At 35.9% G+C, this 16,294-nt stretch carries 14 protein-coding genes; 10 read left to right on the plus strand and 4 right to left on the minus strand.

The window, feature by feature from the left end; translation table 11 throughout:
• Positions 1-240: 240 nt before the first annotated feature.
• Entirely contained in the window at positions 241-534 is a 294-nt protein-coding gene (locus tag AB1414_05515) for a helix-turn-helix domain-containing protein (GenBank protein MEW6606897.1), read from the minus strand.
• A gap of 225 nt (positions 535-759) precedes the next feature.
• Here AB1414_05515 and AB1414_05520 point away from each other — a divergent pair, with 225 nt between their 5' ends.
• Both AB1414_05520 and AB1414_05525 read left to right on the plus strand, forming a co-directional pair.
• The gene (locus tag AB1414_05520) at positions 760-2,052 is read left to right on the plus strand and encodes a hypothetical protein (protein MEW6606898.1); all 1,293 of its coding nucleotides are present in this window, start codon (positions 760-762) and stop codon (positions 2,050-2,052) included.
• Positions 2,039-2,209: a hypothetical protein gene (locus tag AB1414_05525; GenBank protein MEW6606899.1), complete on the plus strand. Its 171-nt coding sequence runs from the start codon at positions 2,039-2,041 to the stop codon at positions 2,207-2,209. Before AB1414_05520 ends, AB1414_05525 begins: the two co-directional genes overlap by 14 nt.
• A 103-nt stretch (positions 2,210-2,312) precedes the next feature.
• Here the strand turns inward: AB1414_05525 and AB1414_05530 are convergent, their stop codons facing one another.
• On the minus strand, positions 2,313-2,654 hold the full coding sequence (locus AB1414_05530; protein ID MEW6606900.1) for a helix-turn-helix transcriptional regulator: 342 nt from the start codon (positions 2,652-2,654) through the stop codon (positions 2,313-2,315).
• 314 nt (positions 2,655-2,968) lie between these two features.
• Here AB1414_05530 and AB1414_05535 point away from each other — a divergent pair, with 314 nt between their 5' ends.
• Complete coding sequence (locus AB1414_05535; protein MEW6606901.1) at positions 2,969-4,069, plus strand: hypothetical protein; 1,101 nt, start codon at positions 2,969-2,971, stop codon at positions 4,067-4,069.
• A 4-nt stretch (positions 4,070-4,073) separates the two neighbouring features.
• Positions 4,074-4,961, plus strand: a complete 888-nt coding sequence (locus tag AB1414_05540) for a hypothetical protein (GenBank protein ID MEW6606902.1) — start codon at positions 4,074-4,076, stop codon at positions 4,959-4,961.
• Between the two features lie 47 nt (positions 4,962-5,008).
• Here the strand turns inward: AB1414_05540 and AB1414_05545 are convergent, their stop codons facing one another.
• Positions 5,009-5,338 carry a helix-turn-helix transcriptional regulator gene (locus tag AB1414_05545; GenBank protein ID MEW6606903.1) on the minus strand — a complete coding sequence of 110 codons (330 nt, stop codon included), beginning with the start codon at positions 5,336-5,338 and terminating at the stop codon, positions 5,009-5,011.
• A gap of 240 nt (positions 5,339-5,578) precedes the next feature.
• Here AB1414_05545 and AB1414_05550 point away from each other — a divergent pair, with 240 nt between their 5' ends.
• Complete coding sequence (locus AB1414_05550; GenBank protein MEW6606904.1) at positions 5,579-6,604, plus strand: hypothetical protein; 1,026 nt, start codon at positions 5,579-5,581, stop codon at positions 6,602-6,604.
• A gap of 4 nt (positions 6,605-6,608) precedes the next feature.
• Positions 6,609-10,349, plus strand: a complete 3,741-nt coding sequence (locus AB1414_05555; GenBank protein MEW6606905.1) for a hypothetical protein — start codon at positions 6,609-6,611, stop codon at positions 10,347-10,349.
• 61 nt (positions 10,350-10,410) lie between these two features.
• Here AB1414_05555 and AB1414_05560 read toward each other — a convergent pair whose 3' ends face one another.
• On the minus strand, positions 10,411-10,740 hold the full coding sequence (locus AB1414_05560; GenBank protein ID MEW6606906.1) for a helix-turn-helix transcriptional regulator: 330 nt from the start codon (positions 10,738-10,740) through the stop codon (positions 10,411-10,413).
• Positions 10,741-10,981: 241 nt separating this feature from the next.
• On the opposite strand from AB1414_05560, the gene AB1414_05565 reads away from it, so the two are divergent.
• The 4 genes from AB1414_05565 to AB1414_05580 form a co-directional block, all read left to right on the plus strand.
• Positions 10,982-12,001 carry a hypothetical protein gene (locus AB1414_05565; GenBank protein MEW6606907.1) on the plus strand — a complete coding sequence of 340 codons (1,020 nt, stop codon included), beginning with the start codon at positions 10,982-10,984 and terminating at the stop codon, positions 11,999-12,001.
• A gap of 24 nt (positions 12,002-12,025) precedes the next feature.
• On the plus strand, positions 12,026-12,298 hold the full coding sequence (locus tag AB1414_05570) for a DNRLRE domain-containing protein (GenBank protein ID MEW6606908.1): 273 nt from the start codon (positions 12,026-12,028) through the stop codon (positions 12,296-12,298).
• 220 nt (positions 12,299-12,518) lie between these two features.
• A complete protein-coding gene (locus tag AB1414_05575; GenBank protein MEW6606909.1) occupies positions 12,519-13,877 on the plus strand; it encodes a hypothetical protein in 1,359 nt (452 codons plus the stop codon).
• Between the two features lie 31 nt (positions 13,878-13,908).
• On the plus strand, positions 13,909-16,294 hold a 2,386-nt coding region (locus tag AB1414_05580), incomplete at its 3' end, for a DNRLRE domain-containing protein (protein MEW6606910.1).

The following is a 16,294-nucleotide window of genomic DNA, read 5'->3' on the forward strand; positions in this document are numbered from 1 at the left end:
ATTTAAGATTTTAAAGATAGCATTCATAAAACCCAGTTTTTAAGTTATCGGACTTCTTATGTTAAAAATTAAAGTCAAAACCGATAAGAAAAAAAGGTAGATTTTATGTCAACAGCCTGTCAAGATGTGACCCCTATCCCCTACTGACCCCTATCCCCTACAAGATGTGACCCCTATCCCTCTATCCCTATCCCATGTCCGGTGGTGGATGGTAAGGTTGTACTTCTTGGAGTCAAATCTTTATTTTTTAAGATAATCTAAGATTGTATTTCCTATGGTAATGATATTTGAAATCTTATCTGCTATAATTTCTTTATCTATAGTTTGTGGTTTAACTGCATGAGGGAAGAATATATCTTCAATACTACAATTTAATACCTGGGCTATTTTATGAGCTAATGATAAAGTAGGTCTTCTTTTACCCGATGTTATTAAATTAATGTAGTTTGATGAAACGCCAACTTGATTAGCTAAGGAAACTTGAGTAATGTCTTTTTTCTGTAAAATTTGATAAAGTTTATTCTCATTCATCATTATTTAACTACATTATATATTATTCTTATTTTAAATGAAAGAAGAAATTGAGTGTAAGCATCTAACTAATAGAAAGTTTTTGCAAAAAAATACTTGACAAATTGTAAAAGATAGGGTATAATTAAAAAACAAGGACAAGAAAATAATTAATACTCATGGTTAAAAAAGTTAATCCAGGATAAAGTCTATTGAGAATTACATTATTTTTTTGGAGGTGAGGTTAAAATGTGTAAAAGAATTTTTTTAGGGTTAATAATTATTGGGGTGTGTGGTGTAAGTGTTCTGGCTCAGGACAAGGACAAAGAAGACCCACTCAGTTTGGTCTATGAACAAGTGTATCCTGAATTTGAGAAGACGAAAGATTTGAAGGAGGTAGAATATACCCCGCTATTTCTTACGGAAGGTAAATTTTCTGCCCAGGAAGTAAAAACCATAGGTATCAAAACCAACTTAAAGGGAGAGAAGAAGACTCTTTCAATGTGTTATCCAAAGGTAGTGTTAAAAGAGGTAAATGATGAGAAAGAGTTGTTGTTCCTGGATAAATTAGGGAAGATAATAAAGAGATACCCTCTGGAGTGGGAAGATGTATTTTGGTCTGAAAACAAAAAGTATCTTTGTTTTTATCGAGATAAAAAGATAGTAGTTATAGATAGTGAAGGGAAGGAGTTGTGGAGTTATAAGTATTTGCCAATTAGTGATATTCATGTCTCCCCAAATGGTGATTATGTCATTGAAGAACCTGATGTTGACTATGGCGGGTATGATGAGATAGAGATTCATTATCAAACAGGCAAACATAAGAAGATAGAACTACCTCCGACTGGTTTACCCTTTTATCTGGATATTTCAGAGAATGGAGAATATTTTTGTGTTACCATAGGAGCGTATCTGCTCCTATTTGATAAGTATGGAAAAGAGATGTGGAGAAGAGAAGGAGGTTTCGGGAGAGAATATTGTTACTTCCTAAAGAATGAGTTTATTGGGGCAATGAATCACCAAGTCATTGGTGATGAAGAGATTACTTACTTTAATCTCTTTGATATAAAGGGAAACTTGCTCTGGAGAAACAGGGTATTCTCAGCAGTTGAGGATGTATGTTATCTTAAGGATGAAGGCAAGGTTTATGTTTTATCAGCCTGGGGGCATTTCTTTTTATTTGATGTCAAAAACGGTAAGTTATTGGCAAAGTATAGTGATGAAAATGCCCCTGTTTTTAAGCCTCCGCTTTTCTCAGGTAAAGGGATATGGGCACCGTCACCACTGGCGCCTAATTGGAGAGGGATAATCATTAATCCAAATTTTGACAGGATAATTACTCACGATTTAAGAAAGTATTATTATAAGGGAGAAACCGAACGGGTGGAATTGTTCGATAAAGATTTAAGAAAGTTGGGACAAAAAGAATATCCTCGGGAATCTATTAAGATAAATTTTCTGGAGCCTGTCATACGATTCTCGAATGATAATCTGTTATCCATAATGACAAAGGAAGGATTAAAGACTTATGAAATCAAGTAAGATATTTATTTTAGGATTAAGTTTGATAGTAATAGCGAAGTGGGTATATTCTTATAACTGGCCTTTTGCAAAGACTAATGAGCAAGTCCCTATCACTGGTGTAATAGGAGAGTTTACGGGGAATCCGGGGACACAATACTTATTTCCTTTTAATTAGTATTGTGTCCCCCGATTTTCCCGATTTTCCGTCCCCCCGATTTTCCGTCCCCCGATTTTCCTTCCTCCCCCGATTTTCCCGTGTCCCCCGATTTTCCCGATTTTCAATCTATTTTCAATCTATCTATGATCTTTTTGGTGATCTCGATTATTAATTGAATAGTTCGAATATCTTTATTCTTTAAATAAGTAATAAATTCAGATAAAATTTTGTCTCTTTCATCAAGTTTTTCATCAGGGAAGTGAAAGAAATCTTCAATTTTAATATTTAATGCATCAGCAAACTTTTTTAATGTCTGGATAGTAGGTGTGCGTTCACCCCGCTCTATTTGTCCAATAAAGTTATCACTCAAATCTGTAAGTTCAGCAAGTTGTGCTTGTGTATAACCTAATAGTTTTCTTAAATTTCTTATTTGAGCACCTAATTGTAATTTAATTTCATCCATTTTTGTAAATATAACATATTTTTGGATAAATTAGTATAAACTAAAAGCATTCTTTTTAAAAAAAAATACTTGACATTTAGCGTATATTGTGGTATAATTAAAACAAGGAGAAGAAAAGGTATGAAATTTCAATCAATACTTAAGACTAACAAGACAATCCAAAGATAAAATCATAGAGGAATAGGATTGCTTTATTTTTTATTAGTAAGCGGATCCCTGAACCTGTCAGGAACGGGTTTAACGGATAAAAACAGATAAAAAATAATCTGATCAATCCGCTTAATCCGATTACTAAAAAAGAGAGGTGAAAGGCTATGTTTAAAGACAAGTTAAGGAAAGGGCTGATTTGCTTGCTGGCAATAGGAGTGCTTGCAAGCACAGGATGGGCTATGGGCAAGAAACCCGCTCAAGAGCAAGCTATGGTAGAGAAACTTCAAGCAATGGCTCAGCCAGAGGCTAAAAAGAATCCAGGGGTGGCAGAGGCTAATAATGAGCCAGCTAAGGCTGAGGCAATAGAGCAGACAGGAACTCAGACAGCAGAGGCTCAAGTAATAGAGCCAAAGTTAGTTATGGAGTATAAGCTCCCTGAAGGAGAGGAGATTGTTGATGTCATCTTTGGTGAAGCAACAATGACAGTGAAAGAGGCAAGGGCTTTGGGGATAAAGGGATTGGAAAAGAGGCAGGAAACAGAATTGGTAAAGGTAAGATATCCAAAAGTGGTATACACTACGAAAATAGTTAAATTTTTAGATAAAAGTGGAAAAATTTTGAAAACAATTTCTTTAGAAAAAGAGTCCTGGATTGAAAAAAGGATTAACCGTAATATCTATAAAAATATAGAAAAGGATATGATTGCAAAAAAGAATGCAGAGATTATAGGACTGATAATCAGAGAGATAGGATCAGGGGAGCTTTTTTATGAAGAAGCAGATAGATTTATTCTGTTAGACTTAACAGGGGATCCATTATGGGAGAAACAATTTGATGGGCGAGCAATTTTTCGAGAGCTTTGCTCAATCTCTGAAAATGGAGAGATAATTGTGATACATACTGAAGATACAACAGGATCAGAAGATTACCCTGACCAGATTCTTTATGTTTATGACAAGAATGGTAAAGAGATTCTAACATCTCCTCCTCTTATTAAAACAAAAGGTGGACATGGAGAATATAGATATGGTTGTGCAAGAATAAGAATACTCTCACCGAATGGAAGATATTTAGCTGTTCATACATATGATTATTTAAGAAAATATTACAACATTCTTTTTTATGATTTAAAGAAAAAAACATTTTGGGATGCAGAGGAAGATTATATTATTGATGGAATTTCAAACGATGGCATTGCTAAAGTGGAAAAATCTGGTGACAAACTAATCATCAGGATAGATTTAAAGAAATATTTAGGAGAATAAATCAATGAAGATTAAATGGATTATAGCAGTTTTATGGCTACTGATTCATCCAGCAACTTTATTTTCCCAAACCTTACCTCCGCCTGGCAGTTGGACTATTACTTCAGATTATGGACCCAGAGCTTTAGCTGGCCACTACTGGCATGGAGGGATAGATTATGGGGGGCCTTACGGTGCTTCAATTCAGGCTGTTGAAGGTGGAGACATTGATAGGATAAGATATTTGGAGGGTGGTTGGAATTTGAGGATTCAAAGTTCGTTAGGAAATTGGGAATATATTCATATTTTTAACGATGGACCTTTACCAATAACTTTAGGTAACTGGGAACTAAGAAATGCTACATTAGTAAATCCTAATAATCCAAATGATGTTACTTACTCAAATGTTATAATTTTATGGTCAGGAACAATGGCAACAGAGGTGTTGTCCGAAGAGGGTTATTCTGGCCGTTGGATCCGAAATCCCAATGGCTCATACATAAGAGAGACAACTGGTGCTACAGCAACAACAAGAGCCTCTATAGAACAATCTGAAGCAATAGCTCCTGTTGGAAATTCAGGAGGTGTACCTACTCATCTTCATTTGGAATATAACAATGGTGATGATAACCCCCTCTTACATGTAAACCACAACCCATCTAACTACTCCATTACCTTCCAGCATCCAACAGATGCGGATGATGGGGTGAGTGATGGGAGGATAACTGTTTTCCATAACAGACCTATTACTGAACGAATAAATACACGGATAAATACAACCACCGGCCTTGATTTAAATAGGGTAAGATTCTTCATTGACCTGATTGATGATAATCATCGTCTATGGAGGTCTTGCTACGGTGGTAGGAATGATGATGAAGGTAGGGTTAATACTCGGAATCCCATGGGATAATTGATGGTATTGACCCTAATCCATTCCCTGTGTGTTCAGATTCCACCCTACCGTTTAACAATTTCTAAAAAAGACTCAAGATATTTTATATCTTTATTTTTTAGAATGGATAATATCTGTTCCATTAACAAATCTTTCTGAGTGATAATTTTGTTATCTTTAGGAATTTGACTCAAAAGAAGATAACCGATTGAGACATCAAGAGCATTAGCAACTTTGGATATACTTTCTAAAGTTAAATTTCGTTCTCCGCGCTCAATTGCACCAATCGACCGATAATCCATATCAGCCTTTTCTGCTAATTGTTCTTGAGTAAGTCTTAATTCTTTTCGTATCTGTCGAACTCTTATTCCTATAAGCTGACAAATTTCTAACATTATAGAATCACCTGTTGAAAATTATACAGGAAATAATAAGAAAAAGACAGGCTTTCTAAGTGGTATTATCAAAATTCGGTAATAAAGTTAGTAAAAAGTTGTTGACAAATTTTATTTTTTGTGGTATAATTGAAACAAAAGATGAAAGAAGTAAAAAAATGTTGAATTAAAGAATTAAACACAAAGTAATCTAAGATAAAATCTATGAAGAGTGCCTTATTTTTTGGAGGTGAGGTAAAAATGGGTAAAAGAATTTTTTTAGGGTTAATAATTGGTGGGGTGTGTGGTGTAAGTGTTCTGGCTCAGGACAAGGAGAAAGGAGACCCACTCAGTTTGGTCTATGAACAAGTGTATCCTGAATTTGAAAAGACTAAATTAGTCCTTGAATACAAGTCTGATGAGCCAATTGTTGATGTTATCTTTGATGAGGCAACAATGACCGTAAAAGAGGCAAGGGCATTGGGAATAAAAGGCTTAGAGAAAAGGAAGGCAACTGAAATCGTAAAAGTGCGGTATCCGAAGGTAGTAGCTCCAAAAGATGCGGTTCATCCAGAACAAAGGATTATAAAGGGTGTAGTTACATTTTTAAATGAAAAGGGAAGCATTACAAACCAAATCTTTTTAAGGGAAAATGTAATATTTATGGAAGATGCAAAAGAAAGGAGATGGATAAACGATCAATGTTATATCTCTTCCAATGGAGAATATGCAGGGATAGTTACATCCGTGTTTAGAAAAAAAGGTGAATATGATGTAACAACAGAAGAGACAAGATTTTCTTTAGTGGATAAAAATGGTAATATCATATTGGGGAAAAAACCACTGGAGCCTAATATTAGTGAGTGCTACATTGAATGTAGAATTTCTGATGATGGAAAGCGAATTTTAATTATATATAAGGCGGTAGAGAGATTGCCATCTGTAATTTATCTCTATAATGAAAAAGGGGAACAAATATGGAAGCAACAGTATGAGGGAGATATATTCGATATGCTAATGTCAAAAAATGGCAAATATATAGCTGGAGAAATTAGTATCTATGTTGGTCAGCATAAAGGGAGGGCATTATTTGAAAACTGGTTAATTTTTTACGATATAGATAATGAAAAATCATGGAAGTATAAATTGGAGAGCAAAGATGTTAGACATTGGGTAATTCTCTCAGAAAATGGTGATGTGGATGTAAGAAATAATGATATAAGAAAAAATGAAACTATATACTCATTTACAAAAGATGGAAAACTAAAAGACACGAGGGGGAGATAGGCTTATGAAAAAGAAATCTTTTAACATAGGATTATTGATTTGGTTATTTCTTTTACTCTCTAATGCCTCAGTACATGGATGGCGTACACCTGTTGGTGATCCTATTAGCTCTGATTATGGTCCGAGACGACTGAGTGGAAACTATGATTGGCATGGAGGTATAGATTATGCATCACCACATGGTACTCCTGTATATCCTGTTGAGAATGGTACTATTAGAGAAATAGTTGAAAATGGTGGAGCGGGAGGGTGTTATGTGGTGGTAAGAGGTTCACAGCGTTTTGTTTATTGTCACTTATCCAGAAGATACCCAACAAGTGGGTATCCCTGTGTAGCAATAGAAACTCATGACAGTCTTTACTGTATAGTGTTTCGGAATTCCCAAGGAATTGCTACAAGGGCATATTCCAGTCAGGCAGGGATACAAATTGATAATATTCAAACTCAAGCAAATGTTCAAGAAAATACAGATTTTGCGCGAACAGGTAATACAGGAGGAAATTATCCTTATCATCTTCATATTAGCTGTGCTTATCAGGACGACAATCCTCTATTATGGGTTCCCCATCACTTCAGCAATTATTCCCTCACCTTCCAGCATCCAACAGATGCGGATGATGGGGTAAGTGATGGGAGGATAACTGTTTTCCATAACAGACCTATTACTGAACGAATAAATACACGGATAAATACAACAACAGGTCTTGACCTGAACCTCGTCAGATTCTTTATTGACCAGATTGATGATGCTCATAGACTGTGGCTCTCTTGTTATGGTGGAAGAGAGAATGAAAATAGAGAACAGACCCAAGAATCTAATGGTACTACTAACGGTATTGACCCACAGGGTAATACACCAGGCGTTGATGATTTTATCTACAATTGGGATTCAAGAACAGTAAGAGAAGGGACACATTCACTTATAGCCGTAGCAACTAATGTGAATGAGAATTTTAACCTCACAGATTACATACCAATCTTTGTAGATAACATTCTAGACACCACCCCACCCAGAATCAATTGGATAGAGTTTTATGAAAATATAAGTCAGAGACAGGAGTATGCAGATAAATTATATGGCCTGGTGGATATAAGGCCTAATGCAGACGACCAGGGGTCGGGAATAAGAAGAATTACTTCCAGAATCTATGAAACATGGAGTATAGATCGCCTCCTCTGGACAATGTTTATAACTTACCAGATATCCTTTCAACAATTATTAAGTCTTATAGACCTACATCAGCTTGGAATTGTATATGAGAATGAAATAAGATATGATATTCCAAATTATCCACCTTTCCCCTGGGATACTACTAAGTGGCCTGAAGATTTTCAATACATCTTAGAGGTAGAGGTAGAAGATTTTGATGGGAATATAGCTACAACTCATGAATTATTAAAAGTAGATAATAATGCCCCATATCTTGATATAGTAGAGGTTTACCAGGAAAACCCATTTTCTAAGGGAAAATCGAAAGTGAAATCTTTAGGTCTGGAAAATTTATCAAATCAGAATTTACTTAGTAACTTAGAGATACAAAAGATTGCTCATAAATTAGATGAAGATTTGGCAGGATACGAACAAGAATATTGTGCTGATTGGATAGATATTGATGAGGATAGCCGCAGTTTAAAAATCCATAAGAAAAAACCTTTATTGAGGGGAATAAAGACAAAATTCTCTCTTTATTTTTCTCAACCGATAGAAACTACTTATCTTTCTGCCTTTATATGTCCTCGATATAATTTTAATAAGCGTATTGAGCTGAAATTGTATCCTCTGGATAGCTATGGGAAATTTTTTAGAAGTGAGCCGGTTATAATTCCTTCTTCTGCCGATTTCGACGGCGAGCTTGTTCTGAATGTTTGGGCAAGAGATATTACCTATAATGGTCTTGATAGTGACCCTACTACGGTAGCGGTAAAAACTGATGAGTATGGTGAACATATAGGATATGAGGAAGGGGCGGATATAAATCATTCTTTTGAATTACCTATAGCTCCTGCGGCACCTTCTAAGCTATCAGCTAAAGTAATAAGCCAAAATCAAAAGCCACTTTGGGTTGAGCTTTCCTGGCAGGATAATTCAAATAACGAAGACGGTTTCCGCATATTTTATAGAAAAGATGGGGAGGTCGATTGGAGATTGGGCCTGGATATTGGGACAGGAAATGTAACTTGTATAGATGTTGTTCCGCCTGAAGAAGGGATATATTTTTATACAATCAAGGCATTTAACAAAACCAGTGGTTACTCATCTCCTGCAGCGGAGGTGATGGTTCCTTTCATCCCTGGAGGTGAAGATGCAGATTGGACACCACCTGGTGGCAAAATTATTTATGAACAGGATAATTTTTATACCAGAGGCAGTATCACTGTAAAAGCAAGGGTATGGGATAATGTTGGAGTAAAAAAGGTAGAATTTTATTGTGTCAGTGCAGATGGAGATTATTTTATGGGTGAATCCTCTAATTTCTATCATGATGTTGAAGGAACATATACCATTTTTGAATGGGACTCAAAAAACTTAAACAAGGCGGGGTATGGAATCTTTTGCTACATCAGAGATTATGCGAATAATCGCAGTTGTTCTGAAAATATATGGGCAATATGGACGGATAACATTCCACCAACTGCAATATCAAATTTGGAAGTAATACCTGCTAATTGGAATGCCACAAATATGTTTGGTGCCGGGTGGAAATCGGCAGAGGATTACGAAAGTTATGTAGAAGGTTATTATTATTCTTTAAATTCACCTCCCCAGGAAAACGCTTCCTTCACTGTTGAATCAGTCATCGGGCCATTGTTTTTGCCTCAAGATACGCCGGATGGCATCTACAATATTTATGTCTCATCCAGGGATGCGGCTGGTAATATAGGTCCTGTATCAAAAGGATTACTTTTCTATGACATTACTCCACCTCTTATAACCAATTTACCAGATACACCTGATATTGTCTATGCCAGCCAAACAGTAAAACTATTGGTAGATGTTAGAGATGAACACAGTGGAGTCCAATGGGTAATAATTTCTCTTACATCCATTGGGTTACAGGACCGACAGATGAGTGATGATGGACTAAATGATGGGGATGAAGTTGCAGAAGATGGCATCTACAGCTCCCAAATTACCATACCAAACTCGGTGATAAGTGGAGTAAAAAATTTAGTTATAACGGCTTATAATAAAGCGTATGGTGAGTCAGGTTTCAATTTCAGTACCGCAACTATCACCCTACAGGTAATAAATCCACAAATAATAAATCCCAGGATAACATCCATTTCACCTGCCTTTGGCACTATTGGCACCATAGTGAGGATAATTGGAGAGGGCTATCTTCCCTCAGAGCAAATCAGAATAGATTTTGGGACGACAAGCTCTATTGCCGTTATAGAGGCAGATGCCTACGGCATTCTTAGTGCTATTTTGACTATTGATTCACAACCCTACGGCACAAAGACAATTACTGCGACTGGGGTTTTATCTAATACACCAGCAGAGGCTATCTTTGTATTGTTAGATAGCCTTCCGCCAACTATTGTCAATCCCCACGCTATACCCGAGATAGTAAAGATAGGTAAGCAGGTAACATTAACAGCCGGAGTGACTGATGACTACAGTGGTGTAAAAGCGGTTTATATTGACCTTACTCCTATTGAAGGTAGTCCTGACCAACCAATGTTTGATGATGGCACGAATGGGGATGAATTTGCCAAGGAAAATCGGGGGACACAATACTAATTAAAAGGAAATAAGTATTGTGTCCCCGAATTGCCCCACAAGGTCTGACTCTAATCCTTTTCTACCGTTTAACAATTTCTAAAAAAGACTCAAGATATTTTATATCTTTATTTTTTAGAATGGATAATATCTGTTCCATTAACAAATCTTTCTGAGTGATAATTTTGTTATCTTTAGGAATTTGACTCAAAAGAAGATAATCGATTGAGACATCAAGAGCATTAGCAACTTTGGATATACTTTCTAAAGTTAGATTTCGTTCTCCGCGCTCAATTGCACCAATCGACCGATAATCCATATCAGCCTTTTCTGCTAATTGTTCTTGAGTAAGTCTTAATTCTTTTCTTATCTGTCGAACTCTTATTCCTATAAGCTGACAAATTTCTAACATTATAGAATCCCCTGTTGAAAATTATACAGGAAATAATAGGAAAAAGACAGGCTTTCTATGTGGTATTATCAAAATTCGGTAATAAAGTTAGTAAAAAGTTGTTGACAAATTTTATTTTTTGTGGTATAATTGAAACAAAAGATGAAAAAAGTAAAAAAATGTTGAATTAAAGAATTAAACACAAAGTAATCTAAGATAAAATCTATGGAAGAGTGCCTTATTTTTTTGGAGGTGAGGTAAAATGTGTAAAAGAATTTTTTTAGGGCTAATGGCTATTGGGGTGTGCATTTTGATTTTTGGCACATATCGCTTGAGTGATGGAAAGGAGAAAAATATTGTCTCCAAGCCATCTAGACCACAAAATATCAAAGTTAACTTACAATACACTGGCGAATTGAGACTTGGAAAGGTAATAAGTTTAGAGGCAGAGGTAATGCCTGATTGTGATGTTTCGAAAATGAAAGTAAGTTTTGGATATAGGAGAAATGATGGGGACTTTGATGGAGGAGGGATAAGATACCTGGGGCCAAATAAATTTGATCTGGGTCAGGTAAAAAAAGATGAAAAACATACATTTAATGTGGATATTATTATTGAAAAAGAAGGGACATATTTAATTTCAGTAGGGGCGTCGAGTCCAGTACCAGGGAGAGAGGATATTCCAACGATTGCCTATGAGGGGAGGGCAAATATACCAGAATTCTATATCGATGAAAAAGAATTTGAATGGGGGAGGGAAAGGTTAGAAAGAGAGAGGGAGAGACAGAGAGAATATGAGCGTTTACATCCTAAAGAAGGAGAATGCCGATACTTTCCTGAAGATAAAAAAAATCGCTATTATCTTAATGGCAAGTGGGTTGGTCAAGGTGAAGGAGAAGATTATTGGCAACAGCACTGGGAAAATTCATATTTAAAAGGGAATTGTGATATTGAATTAGCTCAAGAGATAGATAAGATACCAGGACTAACAGGTCGTGAGAAGGTAGGAAGATATGAAGAGGAACATAAAAAGCGACCACCTAAAACTACCTACGAACTTCCACCACCACCCGAAGGATACAAAAGTTGGGATGAATTTCGAGAACATCAAATAAAAGAGTGGTGGCAAAATGAAGGAATAAAAAAAATAGAAGAATTAAGGAAGAATTGGAAACAAGAACCTGTAACGACTGGCACTCCTACCTCTTTGCCAAAGTTAGATGAGGAAGAAGAAAGGAAAGGAAAAGAAGAGAGTGAGATGGAAGAGACTTTAGCAAAATAGATCCTTGAAAGGAACAGATAGAGAATGAAAGGATTGTATCAATTAATAATTATTACCTTAATATTGTTGTCAGCATCAACAAGCTATGGTGTAAAAGTTTACATCTGTGGTACGGTGGCAGATACATATATTTGTGAGGGAGCTCCAAATACTAATAATGGAGCTCATACATCATTGCGATTAGGTTACCATACTCAATGGAAAGAATATCGAGTATTGGTTAAATTTGACTTATCTGCAATTCCACCAAAAGAAAGGATTGCATACGCTGGTATAGGTCTTTGGTATTATGGCTGAAATTAGTAAATAATGCTTGACAAATTTTAATTTATGTGGTATAATCAAAACATAAGAAGGAGATAGAAATGTTTAGTCAAGTAATTAATAAAAGGCAATCCAAAGATAAAATCATAGAGGAAGAGGATTGCCTTATTCTTTTTAAGAATTGGGTAACTGAATAACTAATTACCCAATAAAGCAATTACCCAGTTACTTAATTCATGGAGGTGAGGTAAAAATGTGTAAAAGAATTTTTTTAGGGTTAATGATTGTTGGAGTCTGCATCTTGACTTTTGGCACATATAGATTGAGTAATGGAAATGCGAAGAAGGATATTACTACGGAAGAGACTAATGTTAAATCTCAAGATGTAAAATCTGAGCCAATTATGTGTGAAATACCAATACCTGAGGATATCAAAGTAAACCTGCAATATACAGGTGAATTAAAACTTGGAAATATAATAACTTTAAAGGCAACAGCGATTCCAAAATATGATGTTTCAGACATGAGAATAGTCTTTGGATACAATAGATACGGAGAGTATATGGGGGGGGGGATAAGATATTTAGGTTCGAGAGAGATAAAATTTGGGCTTGTAAAAAAAGATGAAATGAAAGAGGCAAGTGTAAGTTTGATTATCGAAAAAGGAGGAGAATATTGGATTGGGGTAAGTGCTAATGGTTCAGTACCAGGTAGACCAAATGGGTATTATAGAGGTGGAGAATCTATTCCCAAGTTTTATCTCTATGACCCAGAATATGAAGCTCAAAAGGCTCGTGAGGCTGAAGAGCAACGAAAAGCTGAAGAGTTTATCGCTAATCATCCTGAAGATTTTGAGGACTGTGAACTTGAGAACTACTATTCTAAAGAAGATAATAACTTTTATTATCGGAATGTATTTATATACAGGGTAAATGGCAAGGTATACAAAAAGAGATTTTCCAAAGAGGTAGAAGATAAAGTTGTTGCCAAGAGGCATCAAAAAGAGCATCTAAAGAAAGTCAAAGAACAATGGGAAGAGTATCTAAATAAGAACGATGAAATAGCTATGGAGATTGACAAGATACAGGGGTTGTCTTATCAAGAGAAGGTGCAAAGATATGAAGAGGAGATGGAAGAAAAGAGAAGTCAAAAACGATGGAATTTTTACTTAAAGTCAGGAAATGAATGGGCTAATGATGTTGATAAAATACCTGGATTATCTTATCGAGAAAAGTTGCAAAGATATGAAGAGGTGTTAAATCAAAAAGGGTGGGAAACTCTTTTACGGAGAGGCGACGAATTAGCTAAAGAGATTGATAGAATACAAAGATTGTCTTATCAAAAGAAGATAAAAAAATATTGTGAGGAGTGGAAGAAACAGAATCCCAACACAGTTCCTCCTGTTCTTGGTCCACCTCCACCACCGGGATTCAATAGTTGGGATGAAGTATTACACGAAAAGATACAAAAACATCATGAGGAAATAATGAAAAAAAGACTATTACAAGATGGAAAAGCTAAAAAAACAAAACCCAAAACGCATAAGCCAAAATATGGTGATGAAGAGGCGGATATGGAAGAAACTTTAGCAAAAGAACCTCCAATAGACTAAATTGTTGAAAAAAAAGGAGGAGGGTATGATAATGAAGAAGTTATATCAACTGATATTTATTATTTTATTTCTAATAACGGTATCAGAAAGTTATGGAGAGAGATATTACGAGTGTAATGTTAGTGCAGACACTTATATTTGTGAAGGAATACCAAATACTAATAGGGGAGATTCCGAATCATTACGCTTAGGGTATCATACTCAGTGGAAAGAGTATCGAGTTTTAGCCAAGTTTGATTTATCTTCAATTCCTAAGAATGATAGAATTGCGTATGCTGGTATAGGTCTTTGGTATCAAGGCTGGATGGGAAATAATAATAATCGGTGGGTGGATGTTTATAGAATAGATCGAAATTGGGAGGAAATGAATGCTACATGGAATAATATGTATTATAATTATGCAGCTCCATCTTATGATAATATAGAAGTAGGAGGGCAATATGCTAAATACTTCTATTGGAATGCAACTGAGCTTGTGAAAAAATGGTATGATAACTCATATTCTAATTATGGAGTAATGTTTATTTCAACTGGATACTTAATCGACAATGTACATTGTTTTACATCTAAGGAAAAAGATATTACAAGAGCACCTTTCTTGTATATATATTGCAATAAGCTTCCTAATAAATGCTCTAATCCAACTCCTAAAGATAAAGCTATTAAAATTAATGCAGATGTTACTTTAACATGGACATGTTCAGATCCAGATGGAGATACAATAAAAGATTATTGTGTGTGGTTTGGCACAGAATCAACACTTACTCATCCGATGCTTTATGGTCGGCTGGGTACTTCTACTCCATCATTTACTCCATCCAAGTATGGTGTTACACTTTCAACCGGCACTACTTATTACTGGAAAGTGATAGGTTCTGATGGATTTGAGTGGCAAGAACAAGCGGATATCTGGCAATTTCTGGTCGGTATTGATACAGGTCCTTTTAAGGTATCCGGTACATTTATGTATCAGGATAAACCATATACAATTAATGGATTTAATTTTGGTGAATATTATGAACCTATTAGATATGCTCAGATATCGGTATTTGAGAAAAATGAAGGTGGGGAAGAAGAGATTGGATCTGGCAGTACTGGTAATTTGGGAGGATTTGATATTACGATAAAAAATAATATAGATAGTGCTCCTGAGACGCCGGGACGAGATATATTTGTAAGATGTTATAGTTACAGTTCCAGGACAGACGATTATAGGATACATGCAGGAAGAGTAACGGGGACAAATACTTTTCCTTATGAGATTAAATCAAAAATCCAATATAATTGGGAAGGTGGAGATCTAAGTTTTGGTACTATAAAAGAACCTGTAGGAACAGTAGCAGCTGCTTTTAATATCTTAGATGTGATTACTGATGGTTATGAATGGGCTGCTGGTCCTGGTATTCTTTTCCCAGATAAACCACCTGAAGTAGCAGTTTTCTGGCCAGATGACTCAGAAAATCGCTCTTTTTATCGAAAAAGTGATAAAACAATTCATCTTACTCATAATGCTAAACCTGAAGAGGGGGTAATTAACCCTGCTGAGTATGATGATGGTGTAATTTTGCATGAATATGGGCATTTCTTAATGGACCAATATTCATACAGTCATAGCCCGGGAGGAGCCCATTCATGGTTACAGCAGGTAGATAGTAGATTAGCCTGGTCAGAAGGTTGGGCACATTTTGTTGCTTGTGTGACTAATAATAACCCAGAAAATTATGTAAATAACTATTTTGATAATAATTCTCCAAGAGCATATGGATTTAATCTTGAGACGACAGAGGATTCTAATGGTAACCAACCACCCATAAATTATGGCAAAGAAAACGAAGGTTTAGTCGCAGGTACTTTATGGGATATAAATGATAATCATATTGATGGGAAGGATACATTGATGATGGGCTCTGAGGAGATCTGGGATGTGTTTGATAAATATATTACTAACTCGATGACCTGTGATATAGAGGATTTTTGGAAGGGCTGGTTTGCCTATAATTACGGTTATGGGGCGCAAGTGTGGGATATATTTATGCAGCATGGGATGCAGTTGGATACCACTTCTCCATCCAAAGTTACTAATTTACAGAGTCCAAGTCACACACCCTGGAAGACTTCAAATAACCCGTATGTAAGTGTTAGATGGACACATGCCTTAGATGCAGAAAGTGGCATAGCGAGTTATTCCGTTGCCTGGGATAAAAGTCCACTTACTACTCCAGATACCCAGGCAGATGTAGGTGCTATTAATAGCCTCATCAGCAATCGGTTGGAAGATGTCTATTTACCTTTTGGTTGGTGGTTTCATATCAGGGGGGTAGATAGGGCAGGTAACTGGGGACCTGCTGAGCATCTTGGTCCTTTTCTTATTGATACCATTCCTCCAAAGGCAGAGTTAGTTCCTGAAAGTGTTCCTG

The organism is bacterium (assembly GCA_040755795.1).
GTDB lineage: Bacteria > UBA9089 > CG2-30-40-21 > CG2-30-40-21 > SBAY01 > JBFLXS01.